At 42.5% G+C, this 22,944-nt stretch carries 22 protein-coding genes; 18 read left to right on the top strand and 4 right to left on the bottom strand.

The genetic code is table 11. The features are described from left to right. The first annotated feature begins 7 nt into the window (after positions 1-7). The 3 genes from NYE25_RS10115 to nagA all read left to right on the top strand — a co-directional run bounded on the left by NYE25_RS10115 (position 8) and on the right by nagA (position 2,603). On the top strand, positions 8-487 hold the full coding sequence (locus NYE25_RS10115) for a DinB family protein (protein WP_076286542.1): 480 nt from the start codon (positions 8-10) through the stop codon (positions 485-487). Positions 488-651: 164 nt separating this feature from the next. Beyond that, complete coding sequence (locus tag NYE25_RS10110) at positions 652-1,437, top strand: DeoR/GlpR family DNA-binding transcription regulator (RefSeq protein WP_081382852.1); 786 nt, start codon at positions 652-654, stop codon at positions 1,435-1,437. Positions 1,438-1,460: 23 nt separating this feature from the next. Then, positions 1,461-2,603: an N-acetylglucosamine-6-phosphate deacetylase gene (nagA, locus tag NYE25_RS10105; RefSeq protein ID WP_042189726.1), complete on the top strand. Its 1,143-nt coding sequence runs from the start codon at positions 1,461-1,463 to the stop codon at positions 2,601-2,603. Positions 2,604-2,630: 27 nt separating this feature from the next. Here the strand turns inward: nagA and NYE25_RS10100 are convergent, their stop codons facing one another. After that, entirely contained in the window at positions 2,631-3,404 is a 774-nt protein-coding gene (locus NYE25_RS10100; protein ID WP_341145831.1) for an AraC family transcriptional regulator, read from the bottom strand. Positions 3,405-3,422: 18 nt separating this feature from the next. Beyond that, entirely contained in the window at positions 3,423-4,004 is a 582-nt protein-coding gene (locus NYE25_RS10095) for a LysE family translocator (RefSeq protein ID WP_341145830.1), read from the bottom strand. Between the two features lie 86 nt (positions 4,005-4,090). Here NYE25_RS10095 and NYE25_RS10090 point away from each other — a divergent pair, with 86 nt between their 5' ends. The 12 genes from NYE25_RS10090 to NYE25_RS10035 all read left to right on the top strand — a co-directional run bounded on the left by NYE25_RS10090 (position 4,091) and on the right by NYE25_RS10035 (position 18,683). Then, positions 4,091-4,669, top strand: coding sequence for a GNAT family N-acetyltransferase (locus NYE25_RS10090; RefSeq protein ID WP_341145829.1), 579 nt, complete (start codon positions 4,091-4,093; stop codon positions 4,667-4,669). Positions 4,670-4,780: 111 nt separating this feature from the next. Further along, positions 4,781-5,785, top strand: a complete 1,005-nt coding sequence (locus tag NYE25_RS10085) for a Gfo/Idh/MocA family protein (RefSeq protein ID WP_076286539.1) — start codon at positions 4,781-4,783, stop codon at positions 5,783-5,785. Between the two features lie 30 nt (positions 5,786-5,815). Next, positions 5,816-6,733 (top strand): helix-turn-helix domain-containing protein, encoded by a 918-nt coding sequence (locus NYE25_RS10080; protein ID WP_231573306.1) that lies wholly within the window; start codon positions 5,816-5,818, stop codon positions 6,731-6,733. Positions 6,734-6,750: 17 nt separating this feature from the next. Beyond that, complete coding sequence (locus tag NYE25_RS10075) at positions 6,751-7,833, top strand: Gfo/Idh/MocA family protein (RefSeq protein WP_149646976.1); 1,083 nt, start codon at positions 6,751-6,753, stop codon at positions 7,831-7,833. Positions 7,834-7,973: 140 nt separating this feature from the next. Then, positions 7,974-8,678, top strand: coding sequence for a response regulator transcription factor (locus NYE25_RS10070; protein WP_341145828.1), 705 nt, complete (start codon positions 7,974-7,976; stop codon positions 8,676-8,678). A 3-nt stretch (positions 8,679-8,681) separates the two neighbouring features. Then, the gene (locus NYE25_RS10065) at positions 8,682-10,064 is read left to right on the top strand and encodes a sensor histidine kinase (protein ID WP_341145827.1); all 1,383 of its coding nucleotides are present in this window, start codon (positions 8,682-8,684) and stop codon (positions 10,062-10,064) included. Positions 10,065-10,157: 93 nt separating this feature from the next. Then, entirely contained in the window at positions 10,158-10,691 is a 534-nt protein-coding gene (locus NYE25_RS10060; RefSeq protein ID WP_149646979.1) for a hypothetical protein, read from the top strand. A 128-nt stretch (positions 10,692-10,819) separates the two neighbouring features. After that, positions 10,820-11,941 (top strand): FtsW/RodA/SpoVE family cell cycle protein, encoded by a 1,122-nt coding sequence (locus NYE25_RS10055; RefSeq protein WP_341145826.1) that lies wholly within the window; start codon positions 10,820-10,822, stop codon positions 11,939-11,941. Between the two features lie 30 nt (positions 11,942-11,971). Next, entirely contained in the window at positions 11,972-12,991 is a 1,020-nt protein-coding gene (locus NYE25_RS10050; RefSeq protein WP_341145825.1) for an LCP family protein, read from the top strand. Between the two features lie 227 nt (positions 12,992-13,218). Beyond that, on the top strand, positions 13,219-14,394 hold the full coding sequence (locus NYE25_RS10045) for an MFS transporter (protein ID WP_341145824.1): 1,176 nt from the start codon (positions 13,219-13,221) through the stop codon (positions 14,392-14,394). A gap of 250 nt (positions 14,395-14,644) precedes the next feature. Next, the gene (locus NYE25_RS10040; RefSeq protein ID WP_341145823.1) at positions 14,645-17,821 is read left to right on the top strand and encodes a GNAT family N-acetyltransferase; all 3,177 of its coding nucleotides are present in this window, start codon (positions 14,645-14,647) and stop codon (positions 17,819-17,821) included. Continuing rightward, positions 17,808-18,683, top strand: a complete 876-nt coding sequence (locus NYE25_RS10035; protein ID WP_076286532.1) for an amidohydrolase family protein — start codon at positions 17,808-17,810, stop codon at positions 18,681-18,683. The genes NYE25_RS10040 and NYE25_RS10035 overlap by 14 nt, the downstream gene beginning before the upstream one ends. Before the next feature lie 130 nt (positions 18,684-18,813). Here the strand turns inward: NYE25_RS10035 and NYE25_RS10030 are convergent, their stop codons facing one another. After that, positions 18,814-19,368, bottom strand: a complete 555-nt coding sequence (locus tag NYE25_RS10030) for a helix-turn-helix domain-containing protein (RefSeq protein WP_341145822.1) — start codon at positions 19,366-19,368, stop codon at positions 18,814-18,816. A 124-nt stretch (positions 19,369-19,492) separates the two neighbouring features. Between NYE25_RS10030 and NYE25_RS10025 the strand changes: the two genes are divergently transcribed. From NYE25_RS10025 to NYE25_RS10015, 3 genes are all read left to right on the top strand, one after another. Beyond that, positions 19,493-20,074 (top strand): LysE family transporter, encoded by a 582-nt coding sequence (locus NYE25_RS10025; RefSeq protein ID WP_076286530.1) that lies wholly within the window; start codon positions 19,493-19,495, stop codon positions 20,072-20,074. A gap of 118 nt (positions 20,075-20,192) precedes the next feature. After that, complete coding sequence (locus NYE25_RS10020) at positions 20,193-21,593, top strand: ADP-ribosylglycohydrolase family protein (RefSeq protein WP_341145821.1); 1,401 nt, start codon at positions 20,193-20,195, stop codon at positions 21,591-21,593. An 87-nt stretch (positions 21,594-21,680) separates the two neighbouring features. Then, positions 21,681-22,484, top strand: coding sequence for a CAP domain-containing protein (locus NYE25_RS10015; RefSeq protein ID WP_256721761.1), 804 nt, complete (start codon positions 21,681-21,683; stop codon positions 22,482-22,484). A 130-nt stretch (positions 22,485-22,614) separates the two neighbouring features. Here NYE25_RS10015 and NYE25_RS10010 read toward each other — a convergent pair whose 3' ends face one another. Then, the gene (locus tag NYE25_RS10010) at positions 22,615-22,893 is read right to left on the bottom strand and encodes a hypothetical protein (RefSeq protein WP_042189690.1); all 279 of its coding nucleotides are present in this window, start codon (positions 22,891-22,893) and stop codon (positions 22,615-22,617) included. Positions 22,894-22,944: the final 51 nt, after the last annotated feature.

Here is a 22,944-nt window from a genome sequence, read left to right as displayed (position 1 = left end):
AGTAAGAATGTTTCATGCATATGATGTTCTGGCTAACCAGTTGCTAGCTAATGCGAATGATCCAAGTTGGTATGTGCCCTTTGAGGTAGCCGTAAAAGACTTAAGAGAAGAAGAAGCATTTTGGAAAGTAACGGAAGAAAGCAATAGTATTGCTGAGATAGTGCAGCATCTGCTCTACTGGAATGAAACTTGGCAAACAAGGTATAAAGAAAAGAGTGTCCATGCGGTTCCTTCAGTGGATAACAATAATACCTTTGTCGTTGCAGAAGGAGTAACGTTCCAAGAGCTTCAACAACAACTCTTAGAAGTTCTTTTATGTTGGCAGGAACTGATTACAAAGGAACAATTGGATGCCGATGTTCAAGAATTCCAAGGCAGTCAGTGGTGGGAAGTAATAGGCAATGTGACAACACATAACGCGTATCACGTGGGGCAAATCGTTTTTATTCGAAAGATCCAAAAGAGTTGGAATCGCACTATGAAGTGAATTGAAGGACGTTAACGGATGTACATTCATCTGGCTAACGTCTTTTTTGCGAATATCAATGAAGATAAGTTGCGCAAAATACTTACATATACTTATAATTACGTATTTAATACTTGCAAATACTTACTTAATAACTTATGATGACTTTAGGAGGTGCATACATGATGTTTCAAGAGGAGAGATTGTTAAAAATACTCGAATATTTGAAACAACACCAATCGATGAGTGTTCAAGAGATCTGTACGCAATTTGATGTATCCAGAGATACCGCACGTAGGGATATTGTTAGATTAGTACAAGAAGGTGTTGTGATCCGAACGCATGGAGGGGTATCGTTACCTGAGTTACAAAAAGAATTGTTATCTTATCAGGATCGATTGATCGATGAATCTGAGAGTAAGCAGAGGATAGGGAAGGCTGCGGCGCAGCTTATCCAAGATCATGAGACTGTGATTTTAGATGTATCAACCACCGTGCAGTTTGTAGCAGAACAGATCAGCGCGAAGGATATTACGGTTGTCACGCACTCGATTGATAACGTAGGGATCTTGTCACAGCGGGAGGATCTGCAAATTTATGTTCTTGGTGGTTACTTGAATGTGAAAAACCGCTTGTTATATGGCCCTTCTATTATCGATAAACTTAGTGAAATCCGTGCTGATAAAGCCTTTATTGGAGCATCCGCGATCCGTGCTGATGGACTCTATTATCCATATGAAGAAGATGTGCGGGTGAAGAGAGAAATGGCCCGAAGATCAGATCAAGTCATCTTAGTGGCTGATCACACCAAATTTATTGGCAAATCATTTTTCCGTCTAGACTTTGAGTTCGTTGACATTCTAATTACCGATCGGGAACTCCCCAGTGAGATCAGAGAAATTCTAGATCAGAAGAACATCACAGTGATTGAATGTCCAGAAGAAACTGAAGAGGCTCGAGAGCAAGACTGATAACAAAACAGAGGAGGATATTTATGTCTTATATTCTGCAAAATGTACAAGTGGCGCTTCAGAATCGTATTGTCCCAGCGGCTAATGTGTGGATTTCTGAAGGGAAAATCATAAAGATAGATACAGAGGATCTTTCGATTCCAGAGGGACAATATGAACGGATCGATGGTGGTGGCCATTTATTAGTACCCGGGATGATAGATGTTCATATTCATGGCGCCAATGGCTTCGATATGATGGACGGTACGGAAAAGAGTATCCAAGAGGTCTCAAGTGCTTGTGCTTCATCTGGCTGTACCTCATTTCTGGCTACATCTGTGAGTTCTACGCTAGAAGATCTTTTAGAAATGATTCGTAGTGTCAAGCGTGTGATTGGACATGAAGTGGGCGCAAAGATCGCAGGTATTCATTTAGAAGGACCTTACTTGAACCCGAAGCGAAAAGGAATGCAGAACGAAAAGTATCTACGCCACCCCAACTTAGAAGAAATGAACCTGATTTTTGAAGAAGCGGGTTCACTTATTAAGATGGTTACAATCGCTCCGGAGTTGCCGGGAGGGATGGAGCTCATTTCCTTTTTGAAAGAAAAGGGTGTAGTTATAGCCATCGCTCATTCGGATGCCACATATGAAGAAGCTAAACAAGCCTTTGCGTCGGGGGCAAGTCATGTTACGCATTGTTTTAATGGCATGCGGCCTATCCATCATCGAGATCCAGGGGTAATTGTGGCTGCTTTTGAAGAGAAGCATGTAAGCCTTCAAGCGATTGTGGACAACGTCCATCTGCACCCTGCAATTATTCGATTAATGCATACCTTGAAAGGACCAGAAGGAATGGTCTTGATTACAGATGCACTGCAAGCTATGGGATTAGGTGATGGGGATTATATGTTCGGAGGCCATCATGTTACGGTATCCGAGGGGGTAGCGAGACTGAAGGATGGAACGCTAGCTTCAAGCACAGTGACTATGAATGAAGCTTTACGTTATACTGTCGAAACTGGAATTCCATTGATAGACGCCGTAAAGATGGCTTCAACTACGCCGGCCAATATTCTTGGACTTCAACAAAAGGGGACAATAACATCCGGCTTTGATGCTGATCTGGTCCTCTTGGATGATGAATTTAAAGTGTGCTGGACAATGGTGAATGGTCAAATTTCATAAATCATGATGAATACAGGTTACTTCTGCTCAATGCAGTTGTAACCTGTATTCATGTGCGGTTATGCCAAACACGCTTTTAAAATGCCGGTTCAAATGAGTTAAATCCACAAATCCACAATCTACTACAGCGGCATAGATATCCTTAGTTTTCTCAATGGATTGCTTGGCATGCTCTACCTTGCAATTTAAGAAAAATTGATAAGGTGATATTCCTGTATGTGTCTTAAACTCTCGGATAAATTGATATTTGGAAAGTCCAAACTCTTTACAGAGATCATCTAGTTTCAGTACATGTTCTAAACTGCAGTACATCATTTCCTTTGCTTTTTTGACAAATTTATTATTTATCCTGTGCTCTGTAACTAGTTCAGTATTAGATACTAGATGAACCAGGTTTAACAACAGCTCATTGCACAAGGACTCCTCTTTGCCATTCTGGATGGCATGACTTAGCGCTAATATGCACTGTGCCAATTTGTCATCGTATAGAATGGGAGAGGCGAAGCGAAGTTCTTTTTTTCCAAGGATCTCTTGTATCAAGGTTGGTTTGATATATAGCATGACATAATCAATACCTGCTTTATCATATGAATTGCCATCATGCGTTTGCTCTCGATTAAATAGCATTACGCCATTTTTATGAGAGGATTGCAAGCTACCATCAAGGTTATATTGCTGAATGCCACGTAAGGTGACACCGATTGCGTATTCCTCATGGCAATGTTTTTTATAAGTGAAATCACTCATGCTAGCTGACAATGTTAGGATATCTGCTGACTTTTTATAGTTGAATTTCTCCACGCTCTTAACCTCCACGACTTATAGGATTCCCGATATCATAATGGCAGAGTATACTAAAAATAGTGCCATCAGAGTATTTAGAACTTTTTGGTGATTTTGCAGAAATGCTCTGAAGATTGCCCCAAATACAACCCATGTCGTAAAAGCAAAAAATCCGATCACAGTTATTATTATAACAAACATAAATAAGGTGAGAGAAGAAGTATAGAATGGCATTACATAGCTGGGAATGACTGTTAAAGTAAATAAGAGCACTTTAGGATTCACAAGTTGCATAAGTAAACCCGACCGAAAATTGGCATTTGGATTAGGCTTGTCTTCCGTTGCACCCATTTTAAAGATTTTATAAGCAAGATAGAGCATATATATACTTCCGACGACTTGCATAATGATCAGGATATTTGGGATGACCTCCACCAGAACACGATTCATCAAGGTAGAAAGGATAAGCAATAGACCAAAAGCCATCGTAGCCCCGTATACATACCGCATGGTTTTCTTAGCCCCTGAATGTTGCACGGAAGAAAGAATAACAATATTGGCAGGACCGGGTGAACATGTAACTACAATGCAATAGAGAAGAAAGGAAATTATATTCATGATGACCTCCAGTAAAAGTTGTCTTATGAATATAAACCTCATAACTTGATTGTTTATAGTACATTATTGCAGAGGAGATCAACATAATGAATGAGACAAAACATTTAACTATTAGTACACTCACTGAGGGCGATTATGTATCTACATGCCGGGTATTTGAAGAATCAATATCGGATGCCTTTAACAAAGAAGGATTAGGTCACTTACTAGAGGATATACAAAGTGAAACCGATCATAAAAAGCAAAAGGCGCTATCTTCACTGGAACAGGCAAACTCGGATATTTATTTCTTTATCGCTAAAATCAATGAGAAGGTTGTGGGTACGATTTCCTATGGTCCCTGTGGTGAGACTATTCAAATCTGTGCAGAACATCAGTTGGATCATTTGGGGGAATTGGGGAGTTTATACGTGTTGCCAAGCTATCAGGGGCAAGGGATTGGTTCGGCATTAATTAAGAAAATGATGATATTTCTAAACGAACAAGGGATCGAGCAATTTTGTTTGGACAGTGGCTATAAACGTGCACAGATCAAGTGGAAGCGTAAATTTGGGGAGCCTTATAAGGTAGTAAAAGATTATTGGGGACCCGATTCCGATCATATGGTTTGGTTGTGTAATGTAAGAAGTGATAAAATGGAAATTGTACACCATATGAAACGATAGCGTCGTAATATTATATATATAATGTCGCATTTTCCTACTAATAAAGGGTTTTGTTCTGTGATATTTTATTAGTAGATGTCAGAATAACATATATACGGGAGGCACAAGCAAATGACGATTAGAATTGGTAAGATTAGCTATTGGCATGTACATGCTTGGGACTATACGAAGCAAGCTCAAGAACATGAGGATACTGTATTGGCTGCAGTTTGGGATGAAGATGCAGAGCGTGGGAAAAAAGCTGCCGAAAGCTTAAATGTTCCTTTTTTCGAATCACTGGATGACCTGCTTGCGCAAGAGGATATAGATGCCGTCATAGTGGATGCGCCGACCAATGTGCACAGAGATGTAATTGTAGCTGCGGCTAAAGCGGGCAAACATATTTTTACGGAAAAAGTAATTGCCCCCACACATAAAGAAGTTGAAGAGATCATAAGCGCAGTGGAAGAGAACGAGGTGAAGCTGACCGTATCCTTGCCACGTCTAAATGATGGATACGCATTAACGATTCAAGAAGTTCTAAGTCAAGAACTGCTCGGAGAGATTACTTACGTTAGAGTTCGCTTATCTCATAATGGGGCTACAGAAAACTGGCTTCCCGATCATTTCTATAGCTTGGAACAATGTGGTGGCGGAGCTTTGATTGATCTGGGCTGTCATCCTATGTATTTGACGAAGCTTTTCTTAGGTCAAGATGTGACCGGTGTAAGTGCTAATTTTGGTTATGTAACGGGCAAGGAAGTAGAAGATAATGCAGTGGTAACATTATTTACGGATTCAGGAGCAATTGGTGTGGTCGAGGCTGGTTTCGTGAATAGTCATTCGCCGTTTACCATCGAGGTACATGGAACCGAGGGGACTCTTCTTTACGGAACACCAGAGGATAAGCTTCTTCTTAGAAGTAACAAATCCGCTGACAAAGAGGAAGGATGGAAAGAAGTAGCGCTACATGCTAATCGTGAAAGCGCATTCCATCAGTGGGTTAATCATATCCAAAAGGATACTTTCGCCACCGAGAATGTTCAAATTGCTGTGGAGCTTACGAGATTAATGGAGGCGGCGAATCGTTCTGCTAAAGAAGCTCGTATGATTCGGTTAGCAGATCTAGACGCTTAACCGGTCTCCACCTGTTAGGAGGATTTAACATTGAGTAACTTTCCCTATGAGATGATGTTTGAGAAGCATGATATGCTCGAAAGATTGGATATTTCAATCCAATGGGGACATTACGAGATAACAGTTCTTAGATTTCATTTGACCTCTTTTCCGCCGGGAAGAGTCATAGATTTCCATAATCATTCTGAATTCGAATTTCATTTTATTCCAAGAGGAAAGGGAGAAGTGACTCTTGGCGATTTAAAATACCCCTTGTCTGAGGGAATGTTTTATTTAACCGGACCGGGTGTCATGCACCGCCAAGAGGCGGATCCAGATGATTCTATGGAAGAACTGTGTCTACATGTGGACATCAAAGAGAAGATCAGAGAGGAGGTTGATCCTTGGGAGGTTGCGGAGGCTGAGACCTGTGTTCAGAAGCTAAAGCAGCTACCACTAGTTCCAGCGCAAGATTATCACAGCGCTATGAAATGTTTTCTTGAAGCCTATGAAGCTTGTGAAGGTAAACTAACGGGATATTACACTTCCATTAAACATCTCGTAATCAGCATTTTATTAAAGGCAGTAAGAGCGTATGATGCAGGTGGAATTCGAACAGAAGCACCTGTTAGAGATATGTCAACTTATCGGTACCAATACGCCATTCAATATATGGAAGCTAATTATTCAGGAGCTGTTACCTTGGAGAATGTTGCTGAAAAGCTGAATATTAGTTCAAGGCAGCTGCAGCGAGTATTTAAACAAGTTAACGCCGATCAATCTTTCAGTAGGGCGCTTGAGGATATAAGGTTGAAAGCGGTCTGCCGTAAGCTTGAAGAAAGCAATTGTCCGATCGAACAAATCGCTCAAACGGAAGGGTTTACGAATGCTACATATTTGCATATTGTCTTCCGCAAGCGGTTAGGCATGACTCCAGCAACTTATCGAAATACAAAACAAACTAATTAGAAGTGAGGGTGAAAGATATGAGTAAAGTGTTTCGCGTAGGAATTATTGGATGTGGTGGAATTGCGAATGGCAAGCATCTTCCAAGTTTGAGCAAGCAAAGTAAAGTGGAGATCGTAGCTTTTTGTGACATTATTAAAGAACGTGCTGAAGAAGCAGCGGAGAAATACGGTACTAGCGAAGCTGCTGTATATACGGATTACACAGAACTATTGAAAGATCATTCGATTGATATTATTCATGTGCTTACGCCGAATGATGCTCATGCAGAAATTTCAATTGCAGCCCTTGAAGCAGGAAAACATGTTATGTGCGAAAAACCAATGGCCAAAACGGCAGCAGATGCCAAACGAATGGTGGAAGCAGCGAAACGTACAGGCAAGAAACTAACCATTGGATATGACAACCGCTACAGAGAAGACAGCTTATATTTGAAAAAAGCATGTGAGTCCGGGGAGCTTGGTCATATCTATTTTGCAAAAGCACATGCCATCAGACGGAGAGCGGTACCGACATGGGGAGTATTCCTCGATGAAGAGAAGCAAGGTGGAGGACCTCTGATCGATATCGGAACCCATGCGCTGGATCTAACGCTGTGGATGATGGATAACTATAAACCAAAAGTCGTGCTGGGCACTAAATATCACGAACTGTCTCAAAAAGAAGAGGCTGCCAACGCTTGGGGACCTTGGGACCCTAAAAAGTTCACCGTAGAGGACTCAGCCTTTGGGATGGTCGTAATGGAGAATGGCGCCACAATTATGCTGGAAGCGAGCTGGGCACTCAATTCTCTGGATGTGCATGAAGCGAAATGCAGCTTGAGCGGGACTGAAGCAGGCGCAGATATGAAGGACGGACTTAGAATTAATGGAGAGAAATTCAGCAAGCTGTACACCAATAAAATTGAGCTTGGGGCAGGCGGCGTTGCTTACTATGAAGGAAAAGCAGAAAGTGCACCTGACATCGAATTAAGAAAGTGGATCGAGGCTATTGAACAGGATAAAGACCCGGTTGTAACACCTGAACAGGCTTATGTTGTTTCGCAAATATTAGAAGCGATTTATGAATCTGCACAAACGGGTAAGGCTGTGTATTTGGATTAGATTTTTGACAAGCATAGCGATATAGAGTAATATCCACTTGTGATTTAATTACAGGGATCTGAGACAAGACTCTCTCTTTACTGGGAGAGTTTTTTTGTTTTTTTTGCATGTTTGAATACTGGGTTATAGGGGTGAAGACCATGAACACTGTAGAACGCAATCAAGTACTTATTGTGGAAGATGACGATAATATTAGACGGTTTATAGCTATCAATTTAACGAATAATGGGTTTGTGGTTAGTGAGGCTGCTTGTGGAGAAGCAGCATTGCAGAGCTTTGAGACGAACCGGCCAGATGTTATTGTTCTGGACATCATGTTGCCGGATTTAAATGGGTTTGAGATCTGCCGGAAGCTAAGAGAGCAGGATCCTGGGGTCATTATCATTTTTTTAACAGCACGAGGACAAGATCTGGATAAAATCAATGGCCTTGAAATTGGTGCCGACGATTACATTGTGAAACCTTTTAATCCATTAGAACTGGTGGCACGGATCAAAGCGATATTGCGTCGTACAGAAACAGCTTTAAAACCGCAAAAAACTATCCTTCAAGCTGGACCGATTCGCCTGGATTTGAACTCGAACAAGATGTTTAAGCACGATGACATTATTGAATTAACCCCGAAGGAATTCCAGTTGATGAAGACCTTTTTAGAGCATCTGGATACAGCACTATCTAGGAATGAATTAATGAACCTGGTCTGGGGTGAGGATTTTATTGGTGATCCAAAGACAGTAGATGTTCACGTGCGTAAGCTAAGAGAGAAGATTGAAGAGGACGCCTCTAACCCGCATTGGATTGAGACTGTATGGGGGCTCGGATACCGCTTTAGAAAGGATGGTTGAAGAATGGGTATTCAGAAAAGATTAGTAGGAAGCTATTTTGTAGTGATCTGTCTTACTGTGCTCATTCTTGAGATTATTCTTAATTTATCTGTACGTTATTATTATTTTCATAATATAGAGCAAACCCTGATGAATCAAGCAGAACTGTCGGCTTCTTTTTATCAGCAATATTTTAGCGACGAGGATTTAGAGGCGCAATCGGATAGGTTGTTAAAGGGCTTTGCCAGTCATTCCGATGCACAGGTACAGATTATTAATGCTGAAGGTCGGCTGTTGCAGGATTCTAATGGAATCCAAGGCGATTTTACGATGACAGATAATATGGATGTGCAAGCAGCCATAAAAGGGCAGCCCGGCAGTTGGAAGGGTGAGGACCCTGTAACCGAGGAAGCTATTTTTACGGTGTCCTATCCTTTACAAGCCAAAGGCAACATCGTTGGGGAAGTAAGATTTATTACCTCCATAACGGAAACGATACATACAGTTAATCAAATTGCGGTTTTACTGATCGGGGTAGGTTTGCTCGTGATTGGTATTGTCACCTTGCTTGGATTATTACTATCTTGGACCATAACCAGATCCATTAAAGATCTGAAACAGGCAGCAGACCAAATGTCCGAAGGAGATTTCAGCATAAGAGTACAAAAGCGTTATCAAGACGAGCTTGGTTCCTTGGCAGATACATTGAATATGATGGCCAGTCGAATCTCGAAAAGTGAACAGCTTAAGAATGATTTTATCGCATCCGTATCCCATGAACTGCGTACGCCATTGACCTCTATCAAAGGCTGGGTAATCACCTTGAAGGCGGGTGGGGAGAGTAACCAGGCTCTGTTTCATGATGGGCTAGATATCATTGAATCTGAAAGTGACAGGTTAACTCATATGGTGGATGAATTATTGGATTTCTCCAAATTGGATAACGGAAGAATCGCAATTCACCTCACGACTGTGGATCTAACAGAGCTGTTGCAGCATATTGGCAGACAACTCACCCCTAGAGCAACCCGACAAGGCATCTTGCTTCAAGTGAAAATAGAAGAGAATCTGCCTGTCATTCAAGCTGACGAGAATCGTGTGAAGCAAGTCATGATTAATCTCATTGATAATTCGCTCAAATTCACTAGTTCCTCAGGTCGAATTCTTATTACTGCCCATACGATTCCAGGGAAAGTTGTAATTACAGTTGAGGATACTGGGTCAGGCATCGCAGAAGCGGATTTAGTGAATGTGCGGCGAAAATTCTACAAAGGGGATCAACAGGCGTCAGGCAGCGGTTTAGGACTGTCCATCTCGGAACAGATCATTACATTGCATCATGGCGAGCTGCGAATAAGCAGTACTTTAGGCAAGGGAACGATTGTCCAATTTGACTTGCCGATATAAATAGAGCTCAAATTTAACTATTTCATAACCACTTTCATCTCTTTCACAGATAAAATACTATATATGCGGACAAGCGAGGAGTCGATGATCCAAATGCCGAGCAAATTCATAACAATAGGTGCTATGTTAACAACGATACTTTTGCTCGGAGGATGCGGAGTGCCGGCGACACCAGGAGAGCTGATTAAGCCTCCATCATCAGAAGCAAGCCTGCAGCGAGACAAAACGAGCCAGGAATTTATCAAATGGCTTCCCGACAAAGCTCAATTGATAACTCCGTTGGATGGACAAGAGGATAATGCTATCTCCTTTGGGGATATGGATGGAGACGGTATCGACGAAGCTGTAGTTGTATATGAGTACAGCAAAAACAAAGGTTCTTCTATAAAAGCAATGCTGCTTAGGCAGGAAAATGAAGCATGGCAAAAGATTTCGGAGGTTGAGGGGTTTGGGTATGGTCTGGATTATGCCGGATTCTATGATGTCGATGATGATGGCCATAACGAACTCGCGCTGGGCTGGTCATTGGGCGAGGCAGGGAACGGACTGGATATTTATACGCTGAGTGAAGATAAATTAAAGCTGTTATCGAAGAAGGCGTATCAGGACAAATTTGATCTGAGATAATCATTCCACTTTATAATCCGCTGCACTTCAGCTTCATCTTGAAACAAGATGTATTAGTGCTCAGGCGGATTATTTATGATGCTCATTTTACAACAAGAAAAATACAGAAATTAAATAGAGGTTGTATCATGTTTCTCACCACCAAAATTGCAAAGCTGGACAGATCCGTACTTTTTCTCGTAACATGCCTAGTTGGTATTGGTACTGTTGCTATTTATGGCGCGACTACGGATACACGGTTAGATGGACTTTACATCAGTTCGTTGTATTTATTTGCTTTATTTTGCATACCCATGTTATTCATCGCATTGGTAGATTATAAGATTCTATTAGGCTGGTTAGCGTATCTCTTTTATAGCGTGGGTATTGGTCTACTTGTGCTAGTTAAGCTGGTTGGAGAAAACCTCAATGGTGCCGTGCGTTGGTTAAGTATTGGAAGCTTTCAGCTCCAGCCCTCCGAGCTGGCTAAAATATGTACGGTGCTGCTCATTGCTCATCTAATGGGTAAACGAGAAGGACAGCAGCTTCGCTTTTTTCAAGATTTAGTGCCGGTTTGTTTCGTTTTTTTAATTCCTTTTATTTTGATCATGGATCAACCCGATTTGGGTACAGCGCTCGTTTTTGCGGGCATATTGCTTAGTATGCTTTGGATAGGTAACATCCGTGCTCTATATATGATCTTGATCCTCGGTGCGGTGATTATTTCGATTGGCACGATACTATGGCTCTATTATGCCAACTTCGATTTGTTATCCAAGATTGTCGAGCCCCATCAATTGTCACGAATTCAGGCTTTTTTGGATCCGCAGAGTGATCCCGATAAATCTTGGCATGTCAAAAACGCAATGATAGCCATTGGCTCCGGAGGATTATCGGGTAGTGAAGGTATTTTTTTGCGAAAAGGATATATTCCATACGCGTATTCCGATTCGATCTATGTAGTTATCGGTGCAAAATACGGTTTTATAGGTTCATCCATTTTGCTGATGCTATATTTATTGCTCGTCTATCGAATGATCTTTATCGCACTCGAAAGCAGGGATCGTGCAGGGGCATATGTTGTCACCGGGTTTATCGCCATGATTATCTTTCAAGTTTCTGTTAACCTTGGAATGCATCTTGGATTGCTGCCCCTGACGGGGATATCCTTGCCGTTTATTAGTTATGGAGGTAGCTCGTTACTTACTAATATGATTGCGATTGGCATAGTGCTAAGTGTGAAAGTCCATCAGGATGAAAGCACGGATTGAAAAAGCTACTGGAACTGAGTGGAGGGAATTATGACTAACAAACGCAAATGGACAACAACTCGTAAAATTCTGACGAGCATTGGACTTATCTTAGGCGTAACGATTATCGGAATTGGAGTATATGCAGGGTATTTATACAAAAAGACGGATAACGCGATAGAGCGCATGGCTGCTCCAGTCAACGTCCAGCCAACCGCTGCCCCAGAGGAAAAAAAGGAAACGGTATCGGTTGAACCTATGATTTTTCTGCTTGCCGGGGTAGATAGTCGGGACGGTGGTGGTGGGGTAATGAATACGGATGTGCTAATGCTTGTCAGCTTCAATCCTGACACAAAGTCGACGAGTTTCTTATCTATACCGAGGGATTTGTTGCTAAAACCTAAGTCGTTGCCCTCTCGCAAAGCTAATTATTATTATGCTTACCATTACATAAAAGATAAAACTGAAGCTATCCCTAATACAAAAGAGTTTTTCAGCAATTTACTAGGTCTGCCAATTGATCACATGGTTGTGGTGAATTTTGATGTGCTGAAGGAGACGGTGGACTTGCTTGGCGGGCTAACCATTGATGTCGATATGGATATGAAATATATCGATTCGGCAGATGGAACGAACATCGACTTAAAGAAGGGCTTGCAGAAGCTGGATGGCAAACATGTGCTTGATTTTGTGCGTTACCGCAAATCGAATCAAGGAACGGCTGAATCCTCCGATTTTCAGCGCAATGATCGACAGCAGCAAGTAATTAAGCAGATTCTGGATAAGCTAGGGAATTTCCAAGGCGTGTCCCAATGGGGGAATGTATTGGACATCATCGGTGAAAATGTGAAGACTGATATTCCACAAGCAGATCTCCAGCAATGGTTGTTGAACTTCCCTAAACTCAAACCAGCTCATATCAATTCCTTACATGTGGAATCTCTTTGGAAGAGTCCATACGTGTATGTGAATAAAGAGGATCTTAAACAAGCACTTACTACTCTGAGTACGGAAGCGGGCGTTAGCTCCGAAAGTTCATTGCACTTGGAGAATATTGGGACGGTAGACTAACATTGTGTAAGTTGGATCTAGCTATTTCCATTCGTAAGTCCTTTCATTAAAATAGTGTTACTTACGCTGCTCTTAGGAGCAGTTTTTTTGTGTTCAACTAATAATCCCGATAACCTGTAAAGTAATCCGCCAACGGGTAGAGGCCTGACTTCCAGGCATAGTACCATGAACACAGCGATTATGAATCGTATATTGTTTAGGTTTACTTGAGAGGAGAAGGGGATTTCATGAAATACAGACTGGGTATTATGTTTCTAATCGTACTTACAGGGATGATATCGATAGCTGCATTTAATCCGATTATTGGCCCGCTTGCTCGAAATTTGGGACTTAGTGATTTTCAATCAGGATGTTTGGTATCGGTAGCGGGACTTTGCTGGCTGCTCGGAGGATATTTCTGGGAAAAACAAACATTTATGAGCCGAAAATGGCTGCTCGCTTCGATTATGTTCGTCTATATGGCAACACTAGTCATTTTTGCACTGTTGGCTGATTATGCAGTACATGCTGCGAGTAAAACAAGCCTATTTTGGAGTTTCTTTATACTTCGCGCAATCGCCGGTTTTTTCTTTGGAGGTATTCCGGCATTAGCACAAGCTTATGTTATGGGCTGGAGTACAAAAGAGACCCGAACTCAGGGAATGGCATTATTCGGTGCAGCCAATGGACTTGGCTTCGTAGTAGGACCTGCAATGAGCGGAGGAATGGCTTCGCTGGGACTCACCTCACCAATGTACGCCGCAGCCATATTATTATTCACCTTGGCTATTTTATTTCTAGTGTTTATTCCTAAAGAAAAGAATATCGAGATCGAACGGCAGGCGATTTCACTTTCACCCAATGACAAACGGATACGCCTCTATTTATGGATTGGACTATTGCTATCGTTTGCTCTGAATATCGTGCAGGTTACTATCGGATTTTTTGTGCAAGACAGCCTTGGATACAGTACCCAGCAAGCCACTCAGTTAATTGGAACGGGTCTGGCTATCTCGGGAGTAATGGTGGTGATCTCGCAAATTGTGATCAGCAAATATCTCAAATGGCATCCTAAAAAAGTGCTGCTCGTAGGGCTATTATTTGTGGCTTTGGGTCTGCTAGGCTTATTATTGTTTATCAGATTTGCTTATGTGGACTTTACATTCTTGGGAATTGGCATCGGCTTTACATTGCTTGGCTACAGTGCGGGTGCTTCAATGGCGGTTCAAGACCATGAGCAAAGAAGCGTTGCTTCCTTTATTGCGGCCCTTCAAGGTGGAGGATCATTCATAGGTCCAGTTATAGGCACAGCTTTATACACCGCTAATATGGCACTTCCTTACTCTTTCTGCGTGTTGTTGATTGGTATTGTAGGTATCGCGAATTTGAAAAAAAGATCAGCGGATCGTGTGGAGAGTTGTTAAATAGAAATGCTGCTCATAGAGTAGATTCGAAGCTGTCGAGGGAGTCTCGACAGTTTTTTATTCTATAGCTTTCTGCTGGCAGTGGCTTTATGTAGAAAATAAGGAGAAAGAGTTTTTTACCTCGTAACAGCCTTCCAATTAATAGTATAATAAGAACTCGTAGGAGTTATTTGAATAAAGTTGTAGGGATGTTTTCCAGAATAACTTTGTACGAATACATACTCTATTTGAGGGAGAAGGAGCTGAGAGCATGACTGTTAAGACTACAGCGGAACAAATCCGCATTATAGAATATGATCCTTCTTACGCTAAGGCGGTTGCAGAAATGTGGAACCGTAGCAACGAAAGCTGGGGTGGAGGCACCAATCAGAGAACAGAGGATACAGTGCGCCGCGAGATGGAAATCTCGTCCAATCTGAATGTGTTTCTCGCCGTTGATGGTGAGGAAGTGGTCGGCTTCTGCAGTTTTGCTCATTACCGTCAAGACGAAGGAGCTTTGTATGTCCCATTGTTGAATGTACGACCTGATTATCACGGATACAAGGTAGGTCGTAATCTGATTTTGAACGCTGTTCGCACAACAATTGAAGCGGGCTGGCCACGTCTTGATCTGTTTACTTGGGCAGGCAATACGAAGGCCGTACCGATGTATAAGAAATGTGGATTCTTTTGGGAAAAAAATGAGGATTACGTTCATCTGATGAACTTTATTCCGACGGTTCTGCAAACGGAAGCACTCGCTCCTTATTTTGAACAGCTGGATTGGTATGCAGATAGTACCCGTGAACTGCCCATTCAGCCGGATGGTCGCCGGGAGCGTGGTTTTGATTTCTTCGATTACACTTGGCAAAAGGGAGAACTCTCCTTACGTGCAGAATTCGAGAAGACCGGTCGCGGCCTGACGGCTCTTGATACACCTGACTATGAAATCTCCACGGAGATTGACGATCACGATCTTGTATTCGGTTCCACCTACAAGATTCGCTATCACATCAAGAATCGTTCGGCGTCTGATCTGGCTATTGAGATCAAAGGCCAAAATGACAAGAATATTCGTTTTGGCTTGTCTGCTGCACCAACACTCGCGCCAGGAGAAACAGTTATCGTAGAAGGTGAGTTCGAGCTTGATCCGATTCGTGAAGAGCAAAACGACAAGAAGACTCACCCCGTGGTTATGAGCAAATGGATCATCGGTGGCAAGCGCGCTGAGTTCCGCATAGGTGTTGCTCCTAAATTCCCGCTGAAAATGATGATGGAGTTGCCAACACGTGAGCTGTATCCGGGTCTTCCCGCTGAGCTATATTTGAATGTTGAGAATAATTTTGCAGCGGAAGCGGAATTTACTTTTGATTTGCCAGAGGAAGAATTTTTGACGTGGGCGGATCGGACAGTAAGCTTCTCGGTTCCAGCTAAAAGTAAGGCTTCCATCCGAGTACCCTTTACCATAAATTCATATGGCCTTTATTCACGGGATATTGAGGTGACGGCCGTTCCGGCTGGAGAGAAGGCAGTGTCCTTCATCAGCAAATTATCTGTGCTAATGAAAGGAACACATGGCCGCTTTGGTGGGGAAAACGGGGATCAGTGGGTGGCTGTAAACGGCACCTACTCCGTACATCTTAATAATAACGACAATGGGATGTGGATTGAATATCCCGGCTCGAGCCATAATTTCTGGTTGACCCATCCGAAGTTAGGTAAACCATTCGCCGAAGAATTCTCGAAGAAACAGGCTAAAGAAGTAAAGATCTATTCCGAAGGAGAGGGCCAAATTCTAGAGACTCTTTATGAATCGGATGAATTCCCGGGTCTGGAGATAAAAAGAGTGGCTAAGCTCTTTGCAAACGGAATCGCTGAGTTTTATAGCGAGGTACACAATACTAGTAACCAAACGTTGGAAGAGGATATGTATCTGCTAACGAATTTCGGATTTTTTGGCAAACGGCTCATCCTGCCTTATCAGGGGCATTACGTAGATATGGGCGATGCTTATTCGGGTGATCCGAGTTATTGGGACAGCGCTCAAATTACGGAAAATTGGTTGTTTAGCAAGGAAGAAAATGTCACATGCGGCGTTTGCTGGGACCCTTCGCTGAAGCTGCTTCGTCCGGAGTATCCACTTGGACTGGAACATAATCTTGGTCAAATCTCTGCTGGAGATGTCGTACGAACAAAGACGCTGGTGTTCGCTTTAAACACCTTCCTGAAGTGGTCGGATTTCCGCACCTTTGCACGGAAGCAGCTGGATCCGATCACACCGGTGTTGGATGATCATCTTGAATTAACGCTCGGCGGTGGAAATCCGTTTACGGCGGGGGCGCTTCATGCGGAGTTAATCGAACGAAAGATGACTCCACTTAATGGAAGCCTCGAGCTGTATGTACTAACGGATAGAGGAGAGGAGCAGATAGTCGCTGAGATGGAGCTGCAAAGAGAGCAGAATCTGCACTCCGCGGGCTTTGAGCTCTCACCTGAAGAAGCAGAATCTTCTTCAGAACACAGCCAATCAGGACAGAAGGTTCGAATCGTCTATAGTGGAGAGGATCGTATTCAAGAGCGAACAGGCCTCTGGTTCCCTCAAACGGAAACAGCAGCCGTTGTCTGTGGCACAGAAGAGGGACCAGCGGGTCCTATTTACACTGTGAGTAACGGAGTACTTTCTATTGCAGCTGCTCCTGATTTCGGCAGTGTTGTGCATTCCCTGAAGCACCATGGAGAAGAATGGCTGGATAGCTCCTACCCGGAAGCAGCACCACGTTCCTGGTGGAATCCTTGGCATGGTGGACTCGGTGTAGGTATTTCAGGCATAGGTGGATTTAGTCGTTTGGAGGAACCAAGAAGCGCAGCTTGGACCGAGCAAATGGATGTTCAGGGCAATGTATGGAAAGGATTACGTATCACTACTTCAATCGAGAAGCAGGAAAAGAACCGAGGGATTTTTGTTAATCAGCATTACCTTATGCTCCCCGGCGTCCCTGTGCTCTGTGTGTTGCATTCGGTGACTAATGACAGCGGAATGACCTTGCCGAATTATTCGTTGTCGGAGGAGAATTATATCAAACCTTCGCCAGTCTATGCCGAAGGATGGATGGAATTCTCCAAGGAGGGCAAGTTCTTATTAGGAACGGTTGAAACGTATCTTGAGGCCAAGGGACTATTGCGAATTGGTGCATCTTCGCGTAAGGATATGCTGCATATGGTGAGCAGTCACCCGAATCAGAGTGCCTCGGCGTATGTGAACAATAAGGTATTTAATCACGGGGTGCATCATCATCTTCCGCTTCTAAATGGAGAAACCGTTTGGACACAGCCCTCCTTCCTGATCATGGGAGAACTCGCTCTGAATTCAGAGGATGTCCGCAGTCTTTTGAAGCTGACCTTTGCTAGACCTACTGACGAAAAGGAGATCTTAAATGCCGATCATTGATATTCACATTCATCTGTCGGACATCGACAGCTTTCATCAAACAGCACTGGATCTCTCCAAAGTCGATTACACTGCTGCCGGGCTCAAAGCGGAGTTTGATAAGAACGACGTTGTTCTCGGCATTGGAATGGGGGTCACGGAACAGACGAAGGGAGCTTTCCCTGACTCTACTTCCCCTAATCCGATGAGCCTTGACTTGGAGGATACTGTGCCGCCTTTCTTAATGGAATGCGTGGGGATCAATCCGAACATGCTCGGAGGAAAGGATGCACAAGAGGAACTGGATCGAATTGAGGCACGGCTGCAAGCGCCCGAGGTAGCTGGTATTAAGCTCTATGCCGGGTACTATCATCATTACGTTTATGACAAAATCTATTCGCCGATCTATGAGCTGGCAGCAAAGTATGGCACGCCTGTGGTCATTCATACCGGTGATACGTACTCGATGAATGGATTGCTAAAATATGCACATCCACTTACCGTGGATGAATTAGCGTTTCAACGACGTGATGTGAATTTTATGATCTGCCATCTTGGCGATCCGTGGGTGATGGATGCAGCTGAAGTGGTGGCCAAAAATCCAAACGTCTATGCCGATTTGTCCGGCCTTGTGGTCGGTGATCGGCCTCATTTTGAACGGTTCATGAATGAACCTCTGTTCATGGATCATTTTCGCCGGGCGCTGGTGTATTCCGACCACTATGAGAAAATGTTGTTCGGCACGGATTGGCCACTCGCTCCTATTGACCTGTATGCGGAATTTGTCCGCCGACTTGTCCCTGAGCAGCACCACGAAAAAGTATTTTACGAGAATGCCTTCGCCTTATTTCCACGCATCCAGCAGCGGATTGCGGCGCTCTAAGCATTACGAACAAGCCGTCCTTTAGTTCTTCTAAAGGATGGCTTGTTTTTTGTAAAAGGATATTAGCTCATCTAGCAACCCTATCATAGAGAACGTAATCCCAAGGCTCAAGTGCCTTGGGATTTTTTTGCTAAGAGGGATAGTATAAAATCATGCTTAACCGGGTTATTGTTTGTCCTGGATTATGATATACATGGGGTTTGTCTGCGAGGAATGTGATAGAATCACCTGATTTCAAGAGGTATTCATTGTTATTGACACGGAAAGTCAATTCTCCGTCAAACACGGTGATTAATTCTTCGGTACCTTCCATATGAGAATTGGCATCAAGGTATCCACCCTTGTCTATCTCCACGGTATAACCTTCAAACCGTTTACTTTCTTCAAATGGAAAAGATAGATACACTCGATATTTTCCGTTATCTTCAAGCAGTGGCTGAATGTCACTTCTTAAGATTACTCTTGTGTCAGGCTTTGGGTAATCTATCAGCGCAGAAAATGAAATTTTTAAGCCATTGGCGATTTTCCAAAGGGTTGTAATGGTTGGTGTCGATTCGCCTCTTTCGATTTGACCAATCATTGTTTTGCTGACGCCTGTTAATTCCGCAACCTTTTCCAGGCTTAACTCTTTACTTTTTCTTATCTTTTTTATATTTTCCGCAATAATTAGATTTATTTCTTCCACTGTAATTACTCCTGTCTCCATTTACTTTATAACGATCGTGATATACAATAAAACGCACGAATGTACGTTATAACGTCTGATGGATACATTATAGCATACAAGCTGGAAGGGGAGATATAATTTAGTGTTTGTTTCTTTGTTTTTATATGCATTTGTTGCAAGTTTTACTCCGGGACCCAATAATATTATGGCAATGGGTTTTGCAAACCAAGTTGGGCTCAAAAAATCAATGAAATTTTGTTTAGGAGTGGGTACAGGATTTTTTATAATCATATTGTTATGTTCCTACTTTAATCTACTTTTGAATAATCTTCTTCCACAAATTAAATCTATTATGGCTGTAATAGGGGGAATCTACATGCTGTATTTAGCAGTTAAAATGATTACAAGTAAACAAGCAGAAAGTGATACAGCTGGAGATAAACACAATAGCTTTATTGCAGGAATGCTTTTACAATTTATCAATCCAAAAGGGATATTATATGGGATCACAGTTACATCGACATTTATCCTTACCTATCCTTCTTCCTCTTTTAGATTATTGAGTTATTCTTTAATTCTTGCTTTCATCGGTTATATGGGCACTTTTTGTTGGTGTTTGTGTGGTTCTCTTTTCAAAAAAATGATATCTAAATATAGAAGTCAATTTAATGTACTGATGGGACTGTTGTTAGTGTATTGTGCAGTTTCGATAGTGTTGGGATGAAGGATTATTAAGGGAAAATCAATATTCGACCAATACTTTTTTGTCTAGTTATTTTTTACTTCTAAAGCTTATGATATTGATGTATTGTGGATAGATACGAGGACAAAGGAGATGCAATATGCTACTATCACTCACATTTCTTAAACTTCAATTAGAGGGAGTTCTGCGTAATAAATTCGAGCAGGGGCATCAAACCTCTGGTTATTTAGCTAAGTTGGAAAAGCTCCCTGCAAGCTATGATGCCTATCTAGAATTCGCCCATAGCTTGGCTGTCATTCCAATGAGGGACAACTGGCCTTACTATGAGCCAAACGATTTAGATGAGATATGGCGGGAATGTGATCCGGCTCGACCTCTAGGTCAGGTCGGGATTTTGAATCTGAAGGATAGCTCAAAGCGTGTAGAGGCAGGTTTCCTTGCTTCAGTCTGTGGCTCAATGCTAGGCAAACCGATAGAGGTAAACCCCAGCTTGTTGGAAATACGTCAAGCGTTAACTTCTGTAGGGGAATGGCCACTGAATGATTACATTTCTGAAGAAACTCTCCATGCGCTGGATCGTCGTCATTGGTCTTGGTTTGAGACGACACGGGGGCGAATTCGTTATGTGGCACCTGATGATGATATCAATTACACATTAATGGGAATGATGGTGCTAGAACAATTCGGTGATGGTTTTTCGAAAAGGAATTTAAGAGATTTATGGTTAAATCATCTTCCGCTAAGTACAACTTGGGGTCCGGAAAGAGCTATTTTGATGCGATCAGGCATTAGCTATTTGGAACATGATAAGGAACTATTCAATCATTCTGAAATAGAGGCTTGGCCTGATTTTATGGTGCAAGGTACGGAACTATGCGGTGCGGCGATTCGTGCAGATGCTTACGGATATGCCTGTCCTGGTCAACCTGCTCTGGCTGCTGAGCTAGCTTGGCGGGATGCAAGTTTTACTCATCGCCGGACCGGCATTTACTCCACGATGTTCATTGCTGCTGCGATTGCTGTTGCTCACGTGCAGCGCGATCCCATTGAAATAATCAATACGGCTCTGCAATTCGTACCTAAAAGAAGCCGATTCTACGAGATTACTAAAGATTGCCTTGAGATGGTAGCGAATGCAGATGACTGGCTGGAAGCGTATCAGAGCATTAACCATAAGTATGCGAATTATTGTCACTGTGATGTTTATCAGGAAATAGGCACCTTAATTAATACCCTGCGATTTGCAGACAATGTTGGTGATGGAATATGCAAGCAGGTGATGCAAGGAAACGATACGGATAGCTTTGGAGCAACGGCTGGCTCTCTGCTTGGGGTTTATTTCGGTCCTGATCACTTAGAATCAAGGTGGCTTAAACCTTTTCAAGATCGGATTCATACGGGGCTTTCTAATTTTCATGAGCAAAGTCTTTGTTGTTTAGCGGAACGGATGGGGCGTCTACCAGAGCTGCTGCAAACCGGTCGATATCAAGTTCAGCCTAGTGAGCTCTATGTGAGCAAGAATACGGATCTCGATACATAATAAGCTTTCAAAAATCCACAGCAACAAATGTTGCTGGTGGATTTTTTTGCTTTTTATTTTTTTGAATTAGAGATGAATAATTCAATCGTGCTTTACAAAAACTTTATTCGATTAAGTCACTACTTTGCCAAATCAGGAGGGGTCGTTATTAAACCATTTATCGTAATAGTAGCGCTATTGCTCGTTACAGCTTGTTCGGGTAATCAATCTGCCAACAACCAAATGACTACTCAACAAACGAAGGTTGGACATCATGCTGGCAAAACAGCTACAACAACAACCTTAACTCAAGCGTCTTCTATTTCCACAGAGAATGCTAGGAAATCAACGATTAATGCTAAACAAGTACCCGGCGATGTAACGAAATGGCTGGATGGGTTTATCCGCACTACTCCACCTACAGGTGGTACAACAGGGGATCAAACCACTTATCCGCAAACTTCCGCTAAGCCACAGTATTCTGCTAATCCGCAACAATCGGCCAACCCACAATATTCTGCTAATCCGCAAACCTCCACCAATGCATCGGCATCAGTGCAGAAAGTGTTGGAACTGGTAAACAAAGAAAGAACAAACGCAGGCTTGAAACCCCTTAGTTTGAATAGTGAGCTGTCGAAAATGGCTTTGGCTAAAGCGCAGGATATGTCCGACAACAATTATTTTGACCATCAGTCACCAACCTACGGATCTCCGTTCGACATGATGAAGGCATTTGGGATCTCCTATAATACAGCAGGGGAAAATATCGCCAAAGGCCAGTCGAGCCCGGAAGAAGTAATGAATCAATGGATGAACAGCCCTGGTCACCGTGCCAACATCCTGAATAGTTCCTTTACTGAAATTGGAATAGGTTACTATAACAGTGAGTGGGTTCAAGAATTTATTGGTTAGTGTGATCAGCAATCTAAACGTCACATATTAAAAGCTAATTTTAAAACCCATGTCATCAGACATGGGTTTTATTTTTTTAAAGGAGGGTAGTTAATTCCACATATGGCTGGAAGATCGAAATCGATGATCACTATTTCGTCTGGGTTTTGTCGACATGCTCGGAGGGTTGACCTTGCGATGATGGAGATTGCTGTGGCAGCCATTTTTGTACCAGTGGCCACATTAAATAAGTTATTGTGCCTACAATCAAGAAATTAAAGATGATGAGTTCTGAGGTACTCATGACGCGAAAAGAAGCCATTAGATTACGAAATGTTTCTTGTATGCTAAAGAGTGAAATGAAGTCAAGCAGAAAGGTCAGTGCTATTACTAAGATTAATAAGAGTATAGTTACGACGAATATTTTCATACTACTTCCCTGCCTTCATTGTTAATCTTCCAATAATATTTGCTGTTAATG

The sequence above is a fragment of the Paenibacillus sp. FSL E2-8871 genome (assembly GCF_038000345.1).
Lineage (GTDB): Bacteria > Bacillota > Bacilli > Paenibacillales > Paenibacillaceae > Paenibacillus_AQ.
This window is presented reverse-complemented; position numbering and strand designations above follow the sequence as displayed.